Origin of the sequence: Collinsella aerofaciens (genome assembly GCF_018785245.1) — a bacterium.
GTDB classification, from domain to species: Bacteria; Actinomycetota; Coriobacteriia; order Coriobacteriales; family Coriobacteriaceae; genus Collinsella; species Collinsella aerofaciens_AD.
Genome location: NZ_WQPL01000022.1, coordinates 34,305 through 49,798, shown reverse-complemented (window position 1 = coordinate 49,798; position 15,494 = coordinate 34,305). Strand labels below are relative to the sequence as shown.

Here is a 15,494-nt window from a genome sequence, read left to right as displayed (position 1 = left end):
CTGCGAGCGGCGCTGCTGCGCCAAGGCCGTATCTTAAAGCCATGGAATAAAAGCGCGCGGCAAAACGGACCGCGCAAGGGGTGACGCCAAGGGCGTCAAAAAGGAAAGGAGGGGAACAATGGCGGACAAGAACGCAGAAGTTGCAGTCGGGGATAACGGCGGCATGAAGAAAACGCTTTCGCTCTGGAACTTCTTCACCATCGGTTTCGGTGCCATCATCGGTACCGGTTGGGTTCTGCAGGTCGGCGACTGGATGGTCGTGGGCGGCGGTCCCGTTCCCGCTATGATCGCATTCCTCTTGGGTGCAATCTTCCTCGTGCCCGTCGGAGCTGTTTTCGGTGAGCTCACGGCTGCTATCCCCATCTCGGGCGGCATCGTCGAGTATGTCGATCGTAGCTTTGGCCGTACGCTGAGCTACATCACCGGATGGCTTTTGGCCCTGGGCAACGGCATCCTGTGCCCGTGGGAGGCCATCGCCATTTCGACCCTCGTGTCCGAGATGTTCGGTAGCCTGCCCGGTCTTGAGTGGCTGCGCGCCGTCAAGCTCTACACCATCCTGGGCGCCGACGTTTACCTGTTCCCGACGCTGATCGCGCTCGGCTTTGCAGTCTACGTCATCTTCCTCAATTTCCGCGGTGCCAGCTCGGCCGCCAAGCTCCAGGCCTTCCTGACCAAGGCCCTGCTCTGCGGCATGCTGCTCGCCATGGGCGTCTCGCTGTTCACCGGCTCGCCGGACAACGCCATGCCTGTGTTCTCCCAGGTCGCCGGCGCTGGCGGCGGCAAGGCCGCCACCGAGGGCACCAGCCTGTTCGCCGGCATCGTGTCGGTCCTGGTTCTGACCCCGTTCTTCTACGCCGGTTTTGACACCATTCCCCAGCAGGCTGAGGAAGCGGCCGAGGGCCTCAACTGGAACAAGTTCGGCAAGATCATCTCCCTGGCTCTGCTGGCCGCCGGCGGCTTCTACATGGTCTGTATCTACTCGTTCGGCACCATCCTCGACTGGCATGAGTTCGTTAAGAGCCCGGTTCCCGCGCTCGCCTGCCTCAAGGGCATCAACATGCTTCTGTACCTGGCCATGCTCGTCATCGCCACGCTTGGACCCATGGGCCCGATGAACTCCTTCTACGGCGCCACGAGCCGCATCATGCTCGCCATGGGCCGCAAGGGCCAGCTGCCCGAGCAGTTCGCCGAGGTCGACCCCAAGTCCGGCGCTCCCAAGCTTGCCTGCGTCGTCTTGGGCGTCATCACCGTCGTCGGACCGTTTTTGGGCAAGAACATGCTCATCCCTCTGACCAACGTGTCGGCTCTCGCCTTCATCTTCTCCTGCGGCATGGTCGCCCTCGCATGCCTGCGTATGCGCTTCACCGAGCCCGACCTGCCTCGTCCCTACGAGGTGCCCGGCGGCAAGTTTGGCATCGGCCTCGCCATCGGTGCCTGTGCCATCATCATCGGCCTGCTTGTGATTCCGTTCTCTCCCGCCTCCCTCAACATGGTGGAGTGGAGCATCGTAATCGGCTGGCTGGTCGTCGGCCTGGCTCTCATGGCCTTCACCAATTCCCGCAAAAAGTAACGCCGAGCCGGGGCGGATCAGGTGCGCGGGCCCCTCTCTTCCGCGCACCGAACCCGGCGCCACTTGGGTAGCTTTGTGAGGCCTTAACCCAACACGGCCTCGCCCACTATATGGATCCATAAGGAGGAACCATGTCCACTAAGTATGCAATCGTTGGCGGCAAGCTCATCGACGGTACCGGTGCCGAGCCGGTCGAGAACTCCCTCGTTCTCGTCGACGACAACGGCAAGATCGAGTACGCCGGTGCTATGCAGGACCTTCCCGAGGGCGTTGAGGTTATCGACGCCGTCGGCAAGACTGTCCTTCCCGGCCTGATCGACACCCACCTGCACTTCTCGGGCAACTTGACTGACGATGACACCGACTGGGTCATGCAGCCGCTCCTCGAGAAGCAGGCCATCGCTGTCAAGCAGGCCTATGACTGCCTCACCCACGGCCTCACCACCGTCTGCGAGATCGGCCGCTTTGGTATCCAGATCCGTGACTGCATCGACAAGGGCGTCTTCAAGGGCCCGCGCGTTCTGGCCACCGGCCTTGGCTTCTGCCGCGTTGCCGGCCACGGCGACTCCCACCACTGCAGCCAGGAGCTCAACAAGGAATCGCACCCCTGGGGCGATCAGGTCGACGGTCCTTGGGATCTGCGCAAGGCCGTCCGTCGTCGCCTGCGCGAGAACCCCGATGCCATCAAGATCTGGGCTACCGGTGGCGGCATCTGGCGCTGGGACTCCGGCCGCGACCAGCACTACTGCTCCGAGGAGATTCAGGCCGTGGTCGAAGAGGCCAAGATGGTCGGCATCCCCGTGTGGAGCCACTGCTACAACAACCACGCCGCTGCCTACGATTCCGTTCGCTTTGGCTGCGAGCAGCTGATTCACGGCTTCGATATCGATGAGCGCACCATGGACCTCATGGCCGAGCAGGGCACCTTCTTCACCCCGACGATCGCCTTCCTGCCCACCTGGTACGCCACCTATCCGCCCGTCTACGTCCCCGAGCTGCACGACAAGTACGAGGGCACCTTGGTCGAGAAGGAGCTGCAGCGCAACTACGACTGCCTGCGCGAGGCCAAGAAGCGCGGCGTCGTCATGACGATCGGCTCCGACTCCTTCTCCTTCGTCACCCCGTACGGCACCTGCTCCATCGAGGAGATGTACGAGTTCGTCGACAAGATCGGCTTCACCCCGGTCGAGACCATCACCTGTGCCACCCTCAACGGTGCCAAGATGTGCCACATCGAGGACGAGACCGGTTCCATCGAGGCCGGCAAGTGCGCCGACCTGCTGGTCGTCAACGGTGACGTCGCCGCCGACATCCACGTGCTCAACACCGACAACATGGACGTCATCATGAAGGACGGCTGGATTGTCGAGGGCGGCACCTTCGGCGAGGCAAACAAGTACAGCGCCTAAGCTACCGTTCATCGATGGCTTGATGTAAAACACAGTATTTGATTGCATAATGCAATGGAGAGGGTCGCTTGCGGCCCTCTTTATCGCTATGGGGTGCGTCAGTAAGAAGGAGATGACGGTGGATCTCAATAGGCTGATTCTGGGCAAGAGCTACAACTCTACCAAGGTCTTTCGTACCGCTCAGCATGTGGTTCAAGCCATCTTGCTCGGTATTGTCGTTCCGCTGCTTATCCTGCTGCTCATCTGGGATCTAACCGATAATCCCAATCCCGTTCCGGCCGTTGTCGTCATTGCCGGCTTGGTCATGCTGTGCTTCTTCTTCTCGTACGTCTTTGTCGTTCCCGACGACCTCACATCGAGCGCAACCGACCGCACGCTCGCCATCGCTTCAAAAATATTCGCCTACACGTCGCGCGGCCTTACGCCCGAAGCTGCCCTGGGCGCCTCTAAGATCATCCTGTCCGAAACTATCGCCTCTGCCATCTGCTTTACCGACGGCAAGCAGGTGTTGGCAAGCTGGGGCGAGGACTCGGCAAAATGCCCCGCGGGCACCCCGGTGGTGCTGCGGACTACGCTCAACGTGATCAACAGCGGTGAGCAAAGCGTGTTCTCGCGCGATGCCTCGACCGAGACAGGTGGCTACTTTCCGCGCCTGCGCGCCGGTATTGTCGCACCGCTTACCGTGCGCGGGCATTGCGTGGGCACGCTCGAGCTGTATTATCCCCGTCTGAGCAGCATCGATATGCGCCAGACGGCGCTTGCCTCGGGCTTTGCCGACCTCATTTCCACGCAGCTTGCGAGCTTTGAGCTCGAGCGCCAGGACGAGCTTACGGCCCGCGTGGAGCTGCGCGCCTTGCAATCGCAGGTCGATCCTCATTTTCTGTTTAACACCATCAGCACCATCGTGTCGCTCGTTCGAACCGAGCCCGACAAGGCGCGATCGCTGCTGATCGACTTCTCCAACTACTACCGTCAGACGCTTTCTGATTCCGATAGCCTCACAACGCTCGAGCACGAGGTGGAACAGGGCACTCGCTATATCAATCTTATGCAGGCTCGTTATGGCGACGGCCGTCTGCGCGTCTCGGTCGATATCGACTTTGAGGTGCGCGATTGCATGGTGCCGCCGTTTATCTTGCAGCCGTTGCTCGAAAACTGCATCAAGCACGCGCAGCGCGAGACCGAGCCGCTTTCTATTCATGTTAGGGCTTTCGAGACCGATGACGGTTTGGAGATCATCGTCGAGGACGACGGCATCGGTATGAGCGAAGAAGTCTGCGCGCATCTGTTTGAGCAACATCGCCTGGAGGAGCCCGAGAGCATTACCGCCGACGGCTCCGTCAAGCGAGGTTGCGGCCTGGCGCTCTTCAACGTGCTTCAGCGCATCCATTTCTTTTACGGAGAAGATTCCGGCATGCGCGTGAAGTCCCAGGAGGGCGTGGGAACGCAGGTCATCGTCGAGCTGAACGGCGAGCCGCATGAGCCGGCGCCGTTGACGGCGTAGCACGCGGTTGGATTGAGAGAAAAAGAGGGGAAGCACATATGTCCGAAGGCTGGAACATCTTGGTGGTTGATGACGAACCTCCCATTAGGGCTGAGCTACGCTATCTGTTGGAAAAGGATACGCGTGTGGGCCAGATTGCCGAGGCGGGCAATGTCACCGAGGCCGTGGAGTCGATTCTCTCGAACAAGCCCAACGTGTTGTTTTTGGACATCACGATGCCCGGCCGCTCGGGAATTGAGCTTGCCGAGACGCTGCAGAACCTAAAGACGCCGCCGGTGGTTGTGTTTGTGACGGCGTTTGCCGAGTTTGCCGCCGATGCGTATAACCTCGATGCGGTCGACTATGTCGTCAAGCCGGTCGAGGACGCACGCCTGTCAAAGGCACTCGACAAGATCGAGGCAGCCTTGGGTGCCCGTCGTGTTATCCACGCTCCGCGCCAGCCTTTGCGTCTGACGGTGGACCGCGGGGGCAAAAAGGTGTTCATTCCCGCCGCAGACGTCTGCTACTTTGAGGCGCGCGCCGATTTTTGCAACGCCATCTGCGCCGAGGGAACGTACCTGATCAATGAGTCGATCTCTTCGCTCGAGCGTCGCTTGGTCTCCGAGGGCTTTATTCGCGTTCATCGCAGCTATCTGGTCAATTTGGAAGACGTGCACAATGTCGAGATCGGTTCTACGGGTCTTATGGAGCTCAGACTCGATCGCGTAACCTCGACGGTGCCCGTGTCCCGCCGTCGCGCTGCCGAGGTTAAAGCACACTTGGGGCTTGCGTAGACGGTCTGCGTGCCGTCGTTTACCATCGCAGGTTTGGCATGGGCGCGCGGTGGGCATAATGGGTGGCATCGAATGAAATCGAAAGGATCATTATGCCCGCGCTTATCACCCATCATCTGTTTGGCGAGGAAAGCATCGACCGTCTTCCACAGGGCGTCATCACGTCCGATGAAGAGCGCATTGCCTTTATCTTGGGCAACCAAGGCCCCGACCCGTTCTTCTTTCACATTCTGACACCGCGTGTTTCCGACTGCACGCTGCTGGCGCAGGTCATGCATCGCTCGCGCATGTCTCGCCAGTTCGCGTGCCTGCGCGACGGCGTGTCGCATCTGCTGCCGCGCGACGCCAGCTTGGGTCGCGCCTTTGCGCTGGGCCTACTGTCTCATTACGTGCTCGACCGCAACGCCCATCCCTTTGTCTATGAGCAGCAGTTTGGCATCGTGGAGTCCGATTCAGAGCTTGAGGATTCGAGCAGTCAGGTCCATGCCGTGATCGAGAGCGACCTGGATGTACTGATGCTGCAGCTTAAACGCGATGGCGCTACGGTCGACGATTACCCGCCGGCGGGCGAGATCGTCACCACCGATCGCATCAATCGCGTGGCCGGCGTGCTGATGAGCTATGTTGCCGGACGCGTGTACGGCATTGACATTCCGGCGGGGGAGTACGGTGCTGCCGTTGCCAATATGCAGCGACTTTACCGCGCGATTGAGCCGGCCGGCTCCGCAAAGACGCGCGCGATCTCGCTGGTTGAGGGCTTGGTGCACGACTACTCGCTGCTCGACGGCCTTGCCCATCGCGTGACGACGGAGCTGCCCGAGCGCACCGGTAACCTGGGCCATCTGACATGGAAGAATCCCTTTACCGACGAGGTCTCGAACGAGAGTTTCCCCGAGGTCTTTGATCGCGCGCTGGTCGATTACGAGTGCACGGTCGCACGTTTTATCGAGACCGGTGACATGGATGCCGTGACCAGTCACGTCAACTACAGCGGTCGCGTGCTCAATGCCGATGAGGAGTTCGACCGCGAGGAATAGGGCCCGTGCGTGCCCCTTTGCCGAATCCTTACCGGCGGTTCTGGACAATTGGGGTACGATGAACTAACTGCATATCGGGCGAATACGAAGGGTCCCTGTCCATGAAATACACCAAGCTCGAGCGTAACTGGGTTATGTATGATGTGGGCAATTCGGCCCTTGTGCTGCTCAATACCTCGGTGGTGCCCATTTACTTTAACGCCATCAATACCGGCGCTTCCTCGGCCGACCTGGTGGTCGCCTGGGGCAATGCGCAGACGATCGCCTCGCTGGTCATTGCCATGCTCATGCCCATTCTGGGCGCGCTTGCTGACTACGCAGGCAACAAGATCAAGTTCTTCTTGGGCTTCTTCCTCACGGGCCTGGTGCTTTGCCTGGCGCAGGCTATCCCAATGTCCGCCATGGCATTTTTGACCGTGTACGTGCTGTGCACCATCGGCCTTAACTCTTCTATGACGTTCTACGACGCCATGCTGCCCGACATTACGACCGACGAGCGCATGGACGCCGTGTCCAGCTCGGGCTATGCCTGGGGCTATATCGGTTCCACCGTGCCGTTCGTCATCTGCCTGGCGCTCATCATGGGTGGCCCCGCTCTTGGCGTCCCCACCATGCTGGCAACGCGTCTGTCGTTTATCATCACTGGTGCCTGGTGGCTCATCTTTACCCTGCCGCTCATTCGCACCTATAAGCAAAAGTACGGTCGCGAGCGCGGTCCCGAGGACACTATCGGCCACATCGTGGGCGGTGTGTTCTCCGAGGTCGGACACACCATGCGCGAGATCGCCCACAACAAGACCGTGCTGGTCTACATGATCGCGTTCTTCTTCTATATCGACGGTGTGCACACGGTCATTTCCATGGCCACCAGTTACGGATCGGCCTTGGGCATCGATTCGACGCAGCTGGTGCTGGCGCTGCTCGTTACGCAGTTCGTGGCCTTTCCGTCCGCCATCATCTACGGCAAGCTCGCCGGACGCGTGGGCACGCTCAACATGATCCTGGTGGCGGTCGCCGCCTACATGGGCATTGTGCTGTTCGCCGCGTTCTTCCTAAAGACCGCCTTTGAATTCTGGGTGCTTGCCATTATGGTCGGCCTGTTCCAGGGCGGCGTGCAGGCGCTCAGCCGTAGCTACTTTGGCCGCATTATCCCCAAGGAAAAGTCCAACGAGTACTACGGCTTCTTTGACATCTTTGGTCGTTATGCAAGCGTTATGGGCACCTTCCTGGTGTCGGTCGTCACCTCGCTGACCGGCAACCCGTCGCTGGGCGTCCTTTCCATTGGTGTGCTGCTGGTCGTTGGCTTTATGCTGCTGGTTCGCCTGTCCCGCATGACTCGGGCGGCAGAGCATGCCGCATAGGAGCGAGCGGCTATTGTGCCTGTCCACGGTACTCTTTTGGGGTTATCCGCAATAAACATTGCGACTTGCGAGCAATGATTTGCCCAAGTGGGTATGATGGAATCAGCTAGGTCGCGGGGCGTCGCCTGTGTTTGGCGGCGTCCCGTTTTTGTGTTGCAGGGAGGGTAAGGCATGAACGCCACGGTCGTGATTCCAACGTATTGGGCGGGCGATGACGCTTGCGCAAACGCTCCTGGCACCTATGACCATTCGACGCGACTCAACGCCGACAATCCCGAACTCGACCGCTGCCTGGCCTCGCTTGAGCAGGTACGTGACATCCCGCGCATCATCCTTTTGGTGGTCTGTCCCGTTTCTGCCACAGCCGATGTGTCGCTGCGCGTGCACGAGATTGTCGACGCGCATCCCACGCTCAAGGTCACCGTTGTCACCAACACCCAGGCCTCGCGCATCGCAGACCGGGTTGCTCAGATCGCGCCCAAGGGTTCGGGCGAGTGCGTGAGCCTGCGAGGCTACGGCGCCATCCGCAACATGGGGCTAGCCTGTGCCGCTGTGCTGGGGCATGACGCGGTTATCTTTTTGGATGACGATGAGACTGTCATCGACGCCGACTTTATGAAGCGCGCGACCTATGCGTTGGGGCAGCAGACGCGTCAGGGCTTGCCGATCTTGGTCAAGAGCGGCTATTTCTACGATCGCGACGGCTCGCCGCTGGCTCCCACGGACAAGGCGGGCATCTGCCATCGTTGGTGGACCAAGCGCATCGAGTTCAACCGTTGGATGAAAAAGGCGCTCTCGGGCACCCGCATCTCGCGCTCCAACTACGTGTGCGGCGGCCTGATGGCCCTGCACGCCCGCGCCTTTACGCGTGTGGCCTTTGACCCGTTTATCACCCGCGGCGAGGACTTGGATTACCTCTTTAACATGCGCATGTTTGGCTACGACGTGTGGTTCGATAACGAGTGGACCGTGCGCCATCTGCCTCCGGAGTCCGAAAAGCGCTCACCGCGCTTTATGCAGGATGTATACCGTTGGTACTACGAACGGGCCAAGTTGACATTCGCCGCGCATCAAAAGGAGCTCATTCCCGTTACGGCGGCATCGCTCATGCCCTACCCGGGCCCTTGGATTTCGCGCGAGCTCGACGACCGCGTGCGCAAGACCGCTATGGTCCGCAGCGTGTTTACCCGCGAGCATGAGGGCTACCTGCGCATTTGGCGCCATGGTATCGGCGAGGCAAAGGCCTATGCGCGCCAAAACGCTGCAAGCTATCTGCGTTTCCAGAGCTTTTGGCCCAAGATCATGGACGGGCTTTGGCGTGACGCACAACTGATCAGTATCCTGGAGGGGGCCGAATGATCGACCGCCGCGCCCAGCGCGATAGTTCAATATCAATCTTTCGCATCATTGCCGTTGCCTGCGCCATCTGCGTGCTGGTGTACTTTATTTTTGCCTTGGTGACCGGTATCGAGCCGATTGCCACGGTGATTGCCTGCGCGCTGTTGTGCATCTTTCTGTGCATCTTTATCTTTTTGACGCTCAATCCCGATTCGGTGCGCTCCCAGTACACCGAGGAGACGCTCTCGGTGGCCTCGGCCATGCTCGAGGACATTAAGGGCGGTCTGACGCAGGAGTCGGCGCGTTTGGTGTGCCGGCGCATTTTGCCCGAGACGCGCGCCATGACGGTGGCCATCACCGACGAGGGCAACGTGCTTGCCTGCGCGGGAGAGTTTGAGGAAAAACTACTGCCAGATTCTCCCATCCACACGCTTGCCACACGCTACGTTATCGAACATGGCATCGTGCAGTCGTTCAACCGTATGGTGGATGTCGTGGGCTCGGACGGCTCGCACAACCAAGTCCCCGCCGGCATTATCGCCCCCATCAAGGTAGGCGATCGTACCGTCGGCACGCTCAAGTTCTACTACAAGACCCCGCGCGCCGTCGACCGTACCCAGTACGCGCTTGCCTCGGGCTTTGCCGAGATCTTGTCCACGCAGCTCGCCATCCACGAGCTCGAGGTGCAAAAGGAACTCACGGCGCGCGCCGAGGTGCGTGCGCTGCAAGCGCAGATTAACCCGCACTTCCTGTTCAACACGCTGAACACCATTGCATCGTTTACGCGCACCGACCCGCTGCGGGCCCGCGAACTGCTTCGTGAGTTCTCATCGTTCTATCGTGCCACGCTCGACAACTCGGGATCGCTTATTCCGGTCTCGCGCGAGGTTGCACAGACCAAGCGCTACCTTACCTTTGAGAAGGCCCGCTTTGGCGAGGACCGCGTGCTTGCGACGTTCGATGTGTCCGAGGACGTGGAAGATACGCTGGTGCCGGCGTTCGTGATCCAGCCGATTGTCGAGAACGCCGTACGTCATGGTATGGGCGATGACGACGCCCTGAGGATCGACGTGACCGTTCACCAAGACGGCGAGGATGCAATCTTGATTGCCGTGGCCGATAATGGCGTGGGCATGGATGAGGGTACCGCCGCCAGACTGTTTGACGAGCGCTCTGCCCGTCCCGACGCCAGCTCTCCCCAGGGTGGCGGCGCCGGTGTGGCCATGCACAATATTTCGGAGCGCATCCATCGCTTTTATGGGCCGCACTCCTATACGCGTGTCGAATCGGCGCCGGGCAAGGGCACCAAAGTGCTCCTTCATCTTGATTTGTCAGAGAGCATCTTTGACATTCAAGAGTAAAATAAAGGGCTACGGGCTCAACGTCATGCGACGGATGCCCGGCGTAGTTAGTTGACGAAAGGTTTTATCCCTATGCTGCGTGCGATGATTGTGGATGATGAGGCGCCGGCTCGCTCGGAGCTTCGCTTCCTGCTCGAGCAAACGGGCAAGATCGGCACGATCACGGAGGCGTCGAGCGTCCGCTCCGCCATCGAGATGCTTATGGAAAGTCGCGTGGATGTCGTGTTTCTCGATATCTCGATGCCCGGTGCCTCGGGCCTGCAACTTGCTGAGGCGCTGCATAAGCTCAAAAATCCGCCGGCGATCGTGTTTGTGACTGCGTATAGTGACCATGCGGTCGAGGCATTCGACGTGGATGCCGTCGATTATCTGATGAAGCCGGTCGAGGAAGCTCGCTTGGATCGCGCGATCGAGAAGGTCATGCAACGCGCCAAGCCGGTTACGGACAGCAAGGTGACCATCGAGCGTATCCCGGTGGAAAAGGGCGGCCGCAAGGTGCTCATTCCCGTGGACGATATTCGCTTTATCATGGCCAAGGACGATTACTCCTGCATCTATACCGTCGATGATCGCTTTTTGTCGACGACCTCGCTGGCGCAGTTTGAGGCCAAGCTCTGCGACTTTGGCTTCTTCCGTGTTCACCGCCGCTATATCGTCAACTTGGCGTGCGTCACGGATGTGGAGACGGTGCCCTCGGGTGCCATCCAGCTGGGCATTACGGGCGTCGACGAACGCGTTCCGGTTTCGCGTCGCCGCGTCGTGCCGCTCAAGAAGGCTCTGAGTCTCTAGCACACTGGCCCCGCAGCCCTGTAGACCCATCGTCTGCGGAGCCGTGGGGCCTTTTTTGTATGTATCTGCCGAATCGTTTTTTGCGGAAGGGATCCCATGAACAGTGCAAGTGCCAAGCGCATCGACATCATCTCGGACACCCACGGCTGTCTTTCGCCTGCGCTCCTGGATGAGCTTGAGGGCGCAGACCTGATTATCCACGCCGGCGACCTCACGTCAGAGATGGACTACGAGCACCTATGCACCATCGCCCCCGTTCGGGCCGTACTGGGCAACAACGATTACTACCGCGACTACGGCCCCGATGTAGACCGTCTTGCGCTCTTTACCTACGAAGGCCTTAAATTCGCCGTAGCCCACTACCGCGAAGACCTTCCGGTGGGATCCGTAGACGTAGCCATCAACGGCCACACCCACGTAACCAAAGAAGCCCAAGTGGGCCGTTGCTTAGTCCTCAACCCGGGCAGCGCCAGCTACCCCAGAGGCACCCGAGGCCCCACCATGGCTAGAATGCTAGTAAAAGACGGCAAGATCCTAAGCACTAAGTTTATTGACCTAGAGTAATCACAACAAAAACGGGGGATGCAGATGCGTCCCCCGTTTTTCTTTAAGCCAAAGGCCAAAGTTCAACAAGATCCATCAGACCAACCCCGCCGAGGAGCACGCGGGCTAGCCGCGCAGCGGCGCACGCCCGCAAAACTGGTTGAACAAAGTGACGGCAGGGAGGGCTTCCGGGGCTGAGGGCGGGGGTTAAGTTTGTCGCGAGTTCCGCACGCAAAGGAAAGCACTTAATGTGCTTTCCGTCTTGCGCAGGACTGTAGAGCAGCAAACTTAACCCCCGCCCTCAGCCCCGGAAGCCCTCCCGGATGGCCCCAAAAATTTTTTCAAAAAAGTTGTTGCGCGCCAGACAGACTTCTGTGTATACTAATCCCCGCAGCGCACGCGAGCGGAAACAAACGCGAACGTCTGCCTGGGGAGTTAGCTCAGTTTGGTTAGAGCGCCGGCCTGTCACGTCGGAGGTCGCGGGTTCGAGCCCCGTACTTCCCGCCAACGCAATTAAAGCCACGTCTTCGGACGTGGCTTTTTGCGTTTGATGCACTTTGTTTTGATAGAACGATCGCCCTGGTGCATCTTCGCCCAGAACCCCCGCGCCTTCGGGAACGCAAGTAAAATCTAATGAGTATATCTGTCTGAACAACAGCTTTGTTGCGCAACACCTGTTCTACGAGACAGGGGATTAGGTTATACTAAATTGCACTGTGCGCCGCATCTGATGCATTTCGCTCCAAGCGCGGCACTCAGTGGATATACGATTTACCATTTGGATGTCCTGGCGGTCATTTAGCGTCTCGACACAAGCTCGGCCCCGGAGCTCGTTCGAGCTGTTTGTATTCCTTGAAAGGGAAAAATGGACATATCGAGGAAGACTGATTACGCCCTTCGTATGCTGGCGATGCTTGCCGAGGATCCGGAGTGCTTGCTTTCTGTTCGCACCGCTGCCGAAGAGGTCAATGTTCCGTATTCGTTTGCCCGCTCGATTCAGCACGGTTTGGTCCAGGCCGGTATTGTGGAGAGCCTGCGTGGCGTCCACGGTGGCATGCGTCTCAAGGTCAGTCCGGACGACGTCACTATCCGCCAGGTCGTCGAGGCCGTTCAGGGTCCTATGGTTATGAACGATTGCACCGCGCCCGATGGTGACTGTGCGCGCATGGGCGCGTGCTGCTATCATCCCCTGTGGGCCGGAGCCCAGGCGTTGATGCGCGACTACCTCGATTCCGTTTCGCTCGGCGATATCGTCGCTCACCGCCAGTTCCCAGCCGTCGATCCCAAGTTCGCCGACCGCGAAGCGTTTCCCGAGTACGCCACCTGCGCGTGCGCTTACCGGGAGGAATAACGCCGCATAAGGAGCATAGCCATGATTCAGGACCCCTTTCGTTCGATGATTCGTTCGGAAGGGGTCCTGCGTTATCGCGACCTTCCGTGGCGCCGTACACGCGACCCGTACATCATTTGGCTTTCTGAGGTCATGTTGCAGCAAACGCAGGTGCCGCGCGTGGAGACGCGCATGCCCGCATGGCTCGATCGCTTTCCGACCGTGCAGGCGCTTGCACAAGCCGCGGCTTCCGATGTTTTGGACGCTTGGCAGGGCATGGGCTACAACCGACGCGCTTTGGCGCTCCACAGGGCCGCTCAATGCGTTGTGGAAGACTGGGGCGGGGAGTTTCCGCGTGAGACGCGTGACTTGGTCGCTCTACCTGGTATTGGCCCGGCAACGGCGCAGGGCATCCGGTCGTTTGCGTTTGATCTTCCGGGCGTGTATCTGGAGACCAACGTGCGCACGGTCTTTCTGCATCACTTCTTTCCCGATGTGCCGGCCGTTCCCGATCGCGAACTGGTGCCGCTGATCCAAGCCGCCTGTCCGGCGGCCCCCGGTGCGGCGGCGGACGAGATCGCTCCCTTTGCCGTGCCGCTCGATGATGCCGACACGCCGCGCGCGTGGTATTACGCGTTGCTAGATTACGGTGCATATCTAAAAAAGACGTTGCCCAATCCGTCCAGGCGCTCGGCGGGCTATAGTCGTCAGTCCAAGTTTGAGGGCTCGCGTCGCCAAAAGCGCGCGCATATCGTGCGTATGTTGTTGGCAGCGCGCGATGGCCAGCCGGCGGGGATTACGCTTGCTGATGCCGTGGTGGGCGTTAACGAGATGGAAGCGGCAGCCGGTCGCGGGCCGGTCGAGTGCGACTTGATTGCGGGCATTCTAGCTGACCTGGAGCGCGAGGGCTTTTGCCGAGCCGAGGACGATCGTTGGTTGAGTGTGTAGCCCGCTCAAATCTGAAGAACGGGATTGTAAGGTTTAAATTCGCGGCTTGAGGGCATCCTAAAGACAAGGTCGCTCAAAGCCTATGGGCGGCACGTGTTGAAGGGAAGTACACCTATGGATTTTGAGAACTCTCAGACCAAGAAGAACCTCGAGACTGCTTTTGCCGGTGAGTCCCAGGCACACACCAAGTATCGCTACTATGCCTCCAAGGCCAAGAAGGACGGCTACGTTCAGATTTCGAATATCTTTGCCGAGACCGCAGGCAACGAGTCCGAGCACGCCAAACTGTGGTTTAAGTATCTGCACGACGGCGCCGTCCCCGATACCCTGGACAATCTGCGTGATGCCGCTGCGGGCGAGAACTACGAGTGGACCACGATGTACGACGAGTTCGCCAAAACCGCCGAGGAGGAGGGCTTTGCCGAGATCGCCGAGAAGTTCCGTGGTGTCGGCGCCGTGGAGAAGGCTCACGAGGAGTGCTATAACAAGCTCGTTGAGCGCATTGAATCGGGCGAGGTGTTTGAGCGCGAGGGCGTAAAGGTGTGGAAGTGCCTGAACTGCGGGCACCTGCACGTTGGTGCCGAGGCGCCTGAGGTGTGCCCGGTGTGTAATCACCCCAAGGCGTACTTTGAAGAGCAGGTGGTGAACTACTAGCGCTTGGCGCTGGCGTGAGCTGGGCCGGGAGGGCCGGACTACCTTCCCTCCTCGCTCACGGCTTCGCAGGGTCGCGCGAGGCAAAGGTTTCCCCGCCCTGCGCTCCGGCGTTGAGTCGTCGCATGCTCGTTACAGAAAAGCTGATAATAAGTTTGTGTGCCGCCCCTTTGGGGCGGCACTTTTTGTGGGGGTCCCGGTCTCCACAATTTCCGTCAAGCTTTTGGTTAGATTTTGGTCAGTTGGCGTAAGGGTGGAAGGCCAAAAGATTGCTGGCGAAAAAAAGCTCAGAGAAAGTGCTGGTAGAGGAGTTGTTGAGGTTTTCGACAGCTTTTGAGCAGAAGAAACTTTGTGGCTATTGCCGGCGATTGCGTTGTCGCGGTCATGGCGGTGCGGGATGCTGGTCGTAAGCGTCGAATGCTCCGACTTTGGAGGCCAACATGGACCTGTTTCTTGAGACTCCGCAGCAACAAGCTGAGCGCATGCTGCGTCAGCAGCAACGACTCATGGAGATGCAGATGCAAGGGGCGGCAGCCCAGCCCCCTGCGCAAAATGCCACGCCTGCGGTTTCGCCTGCGAGCGAATCGGCACCAGAGGCCTATTCCGTACAGCAAGATTCATATGCGCAGGAGCTCGCGTTCGACAAACGTCGTGCGCGTCGTCGCCGCGTGGGCCAGCGCCTGCGCACCTTGGTGATGATCGTGCTCATCCCGTTAGGGCTTGTGGCCATCTTTCTGGCGTCGTATGCCCTCACGTGCATCCTCAACGGCGCATCGCCCAACGAGGTGCTCCAACATCTAGCGGCTCTCGGCCAGCGCCTAGGCGATGTCGTAACAACCATTCGCGCCGGCTGGGAGAGTTAGCGTTTTAGCGTCCGCGG

General features: G+C 59.6%; 14 protein-coding genes and 1 tRNA gene. All 15 read left to right on the top strand.

Annotated features, from left to right (window positions below; all coding sequences use genetic code 11):
- Positions 1 to 118: 118 nt before the first annotated feature.
- The 15 genes from GPK39_RS05520 to GPK39_RS05450 all read left to right on the top strand — a co-directional run bounded on the left by GPK39_RS05520 (position 119) and on the right by GPK39_RS05450 (position 15,477).
- Positions 119 to 1,570: an APC family permease gene (locus tag GPK39_RS05520; RefSeq protein ID WP_215674257.1), complete on the top strand. Its 1,452-nt coding sequence runs from the start codon at positions 119 to 121 to the stop codon at positions 1,568 to 1,570.
- A gap of 131 nt (positions 1,571 to 1,701) precedes the next feature.
- Positions 1,702 to 2,979: a metal-dependent hydrolase family protein gene (locus GPK39_RS05515; protein WP_215674255.1), complete on the top strand. Its 1,278-nt coding sequence runs from the start codon at positions 1,702 to 1,704 to the stop codon at positions 2,977 to 2,979.
- Positions 2,980 to 3,091: 112 nt separating this feature from the next.
- Positions 3,092 to 4,483 carry a sensor histidine kinase gene (locus GPK39_RS05510; RefSeq protein WP_252204702.1) on the top strand — a complete coding sequence of 464 codons (1,392 nt, stop codon included), beginning with the start codon at positions 3,092 to 3,094 and terminating at the stop codon, positions 4,481 to 4,483.
- 38 nt (positions 4,484 to 4,521) lie between these two features.
- Positions 4,522 to 5,256, top strand: a complete 735-nt coding sequence (locus tag GPK39_RS05505; RefSeq protein WP_006235161.1) for a LytR/AlgR family response regulator transcription factor — start codon at positions 4,522 to 4,524, stop codon at positions 5,254 to 5,256.
- A gap of 92 nt (positions 5,257 to 5,348) precedes the next feature.
- Entirely contained in the window at positions 5,349 to 6,293 is a 945-nt protein-coding gene (locus GPK39_RS05500) for a zinc dependent phospholipase C family protein (RefSeq protein ID WP_006235160.1), read from the top strand.
- 101 nt (positions 6,294 to 6,394) lie between these two features.
- Positions 6,395 to 7,654, top strand: coding sequence for an MFS transporter (locus GPK39_RS05495; RefSeq protein ID WP_117646634.1), 1,260 nt, complete (start codon positions 6,395 to 6,397; stop codon positions 7,652 to 7,654).
- Between the two features lie 171 nt (positions 7,655 to 7,825).
- Positions 7,826 to 9,013, top strand: coding sequence for a glycosyltransferase (locus tag GPK39_RS05490; protein ID WP_117803913.1), 1,188 nt, complete (start codon positions 7,826 to 7,828; stop codon positions 9,011 to 9,013).
- Entirely contained in the window at positions 9,010 to 10,353 is a 1,344-nt protein-coding gene (locus GPK39_RS05485) for a histidine kinase (protein WP_055310084.1), read from the top strand. Before GPK39_RS05490 ends, GPK39_RS05485 begins: the two co-directional genes overlap by 4 nt.
- A 72-nt stretch (positions 10,354 to 10,425) precedes the next feature.
- On the top strand, positions 10,426 to 11,142 hold the full coding sequence (locus GPK39_RS05480) for a LytR/AlgR family response regulator transcription factor (protein ID WP_006235156.1): 717 nt from the start codon (positions 10,426 to 10,428) through the stop codon (positions 11,140 to 11,142).
- 96 nt (positions 11,143 to 11,238) lie between these two features.
- A complete protein-coding gene (locus GPK39_RS05475) occupies positions 11,239 to 11,706 on the top strand; it encodes a YfcE family phosphodiesterase (RefSeq protein WP_215674252.1) in 468 nt (155 codons plus the stop codon).
- Between the two features lie 408 nt (positions 11,707 to 12,114).
- Positions 12,115 to 12,192: transfer RNA gene (locus GPK39_RS05470), tRNA-Asp, on the top strand.
- A 358-nt stretch (positions 12,193 to 12,550) separates the two neighbouring features.
- On the top strand, positions 12,551 to 13,036 hold the full coding sequence (locus tag GPK39_RS05465) for an RrF2 family transcriptional regulator (protein ID WP_022094514.1): 486 nt from the start codon (positions 12,551 to 12,553) through the stop codon (positions 13,034 to 13,036).
- Between the two features lie 21 nt (positions 13,037 to 13,057).
- Entirely contained in the window at positions 13,058 to 13,963 is a 906-nt protein-coding gene (locus tag GPK39_RS05460) for an HhH-GPD family protein (protein ID WP_215674250.1), read from the top strand.
- Between the two features lie 114 nt (positions 13,964 to 14,077).
- A complete protein-coding gene (gene rbr, locus GPK39_RS05455; RefSeq protein WP_215674247.1) occupies positions 14,078 to 14,617 on the top strand; it encodes a rubrerythrin in 540 nt (179 codons plus the stop codon).
- A gap of 437 nt (positions 14,618 to 15,054) precedes the next feature.
- Positions 15,055 to 15,477: a hypothetical protein gene (locus GPK39_RS05450; protein ID WP_215674245.1), complete on the top strand. Its 423-nt coding sequence runs from the start codon at positions 15,055 to 15,057 to the stop codon at positions 15,475 to 15,477.
- Positions 15,478 to 15,494 lie beyond the last annotated feature (17 nt).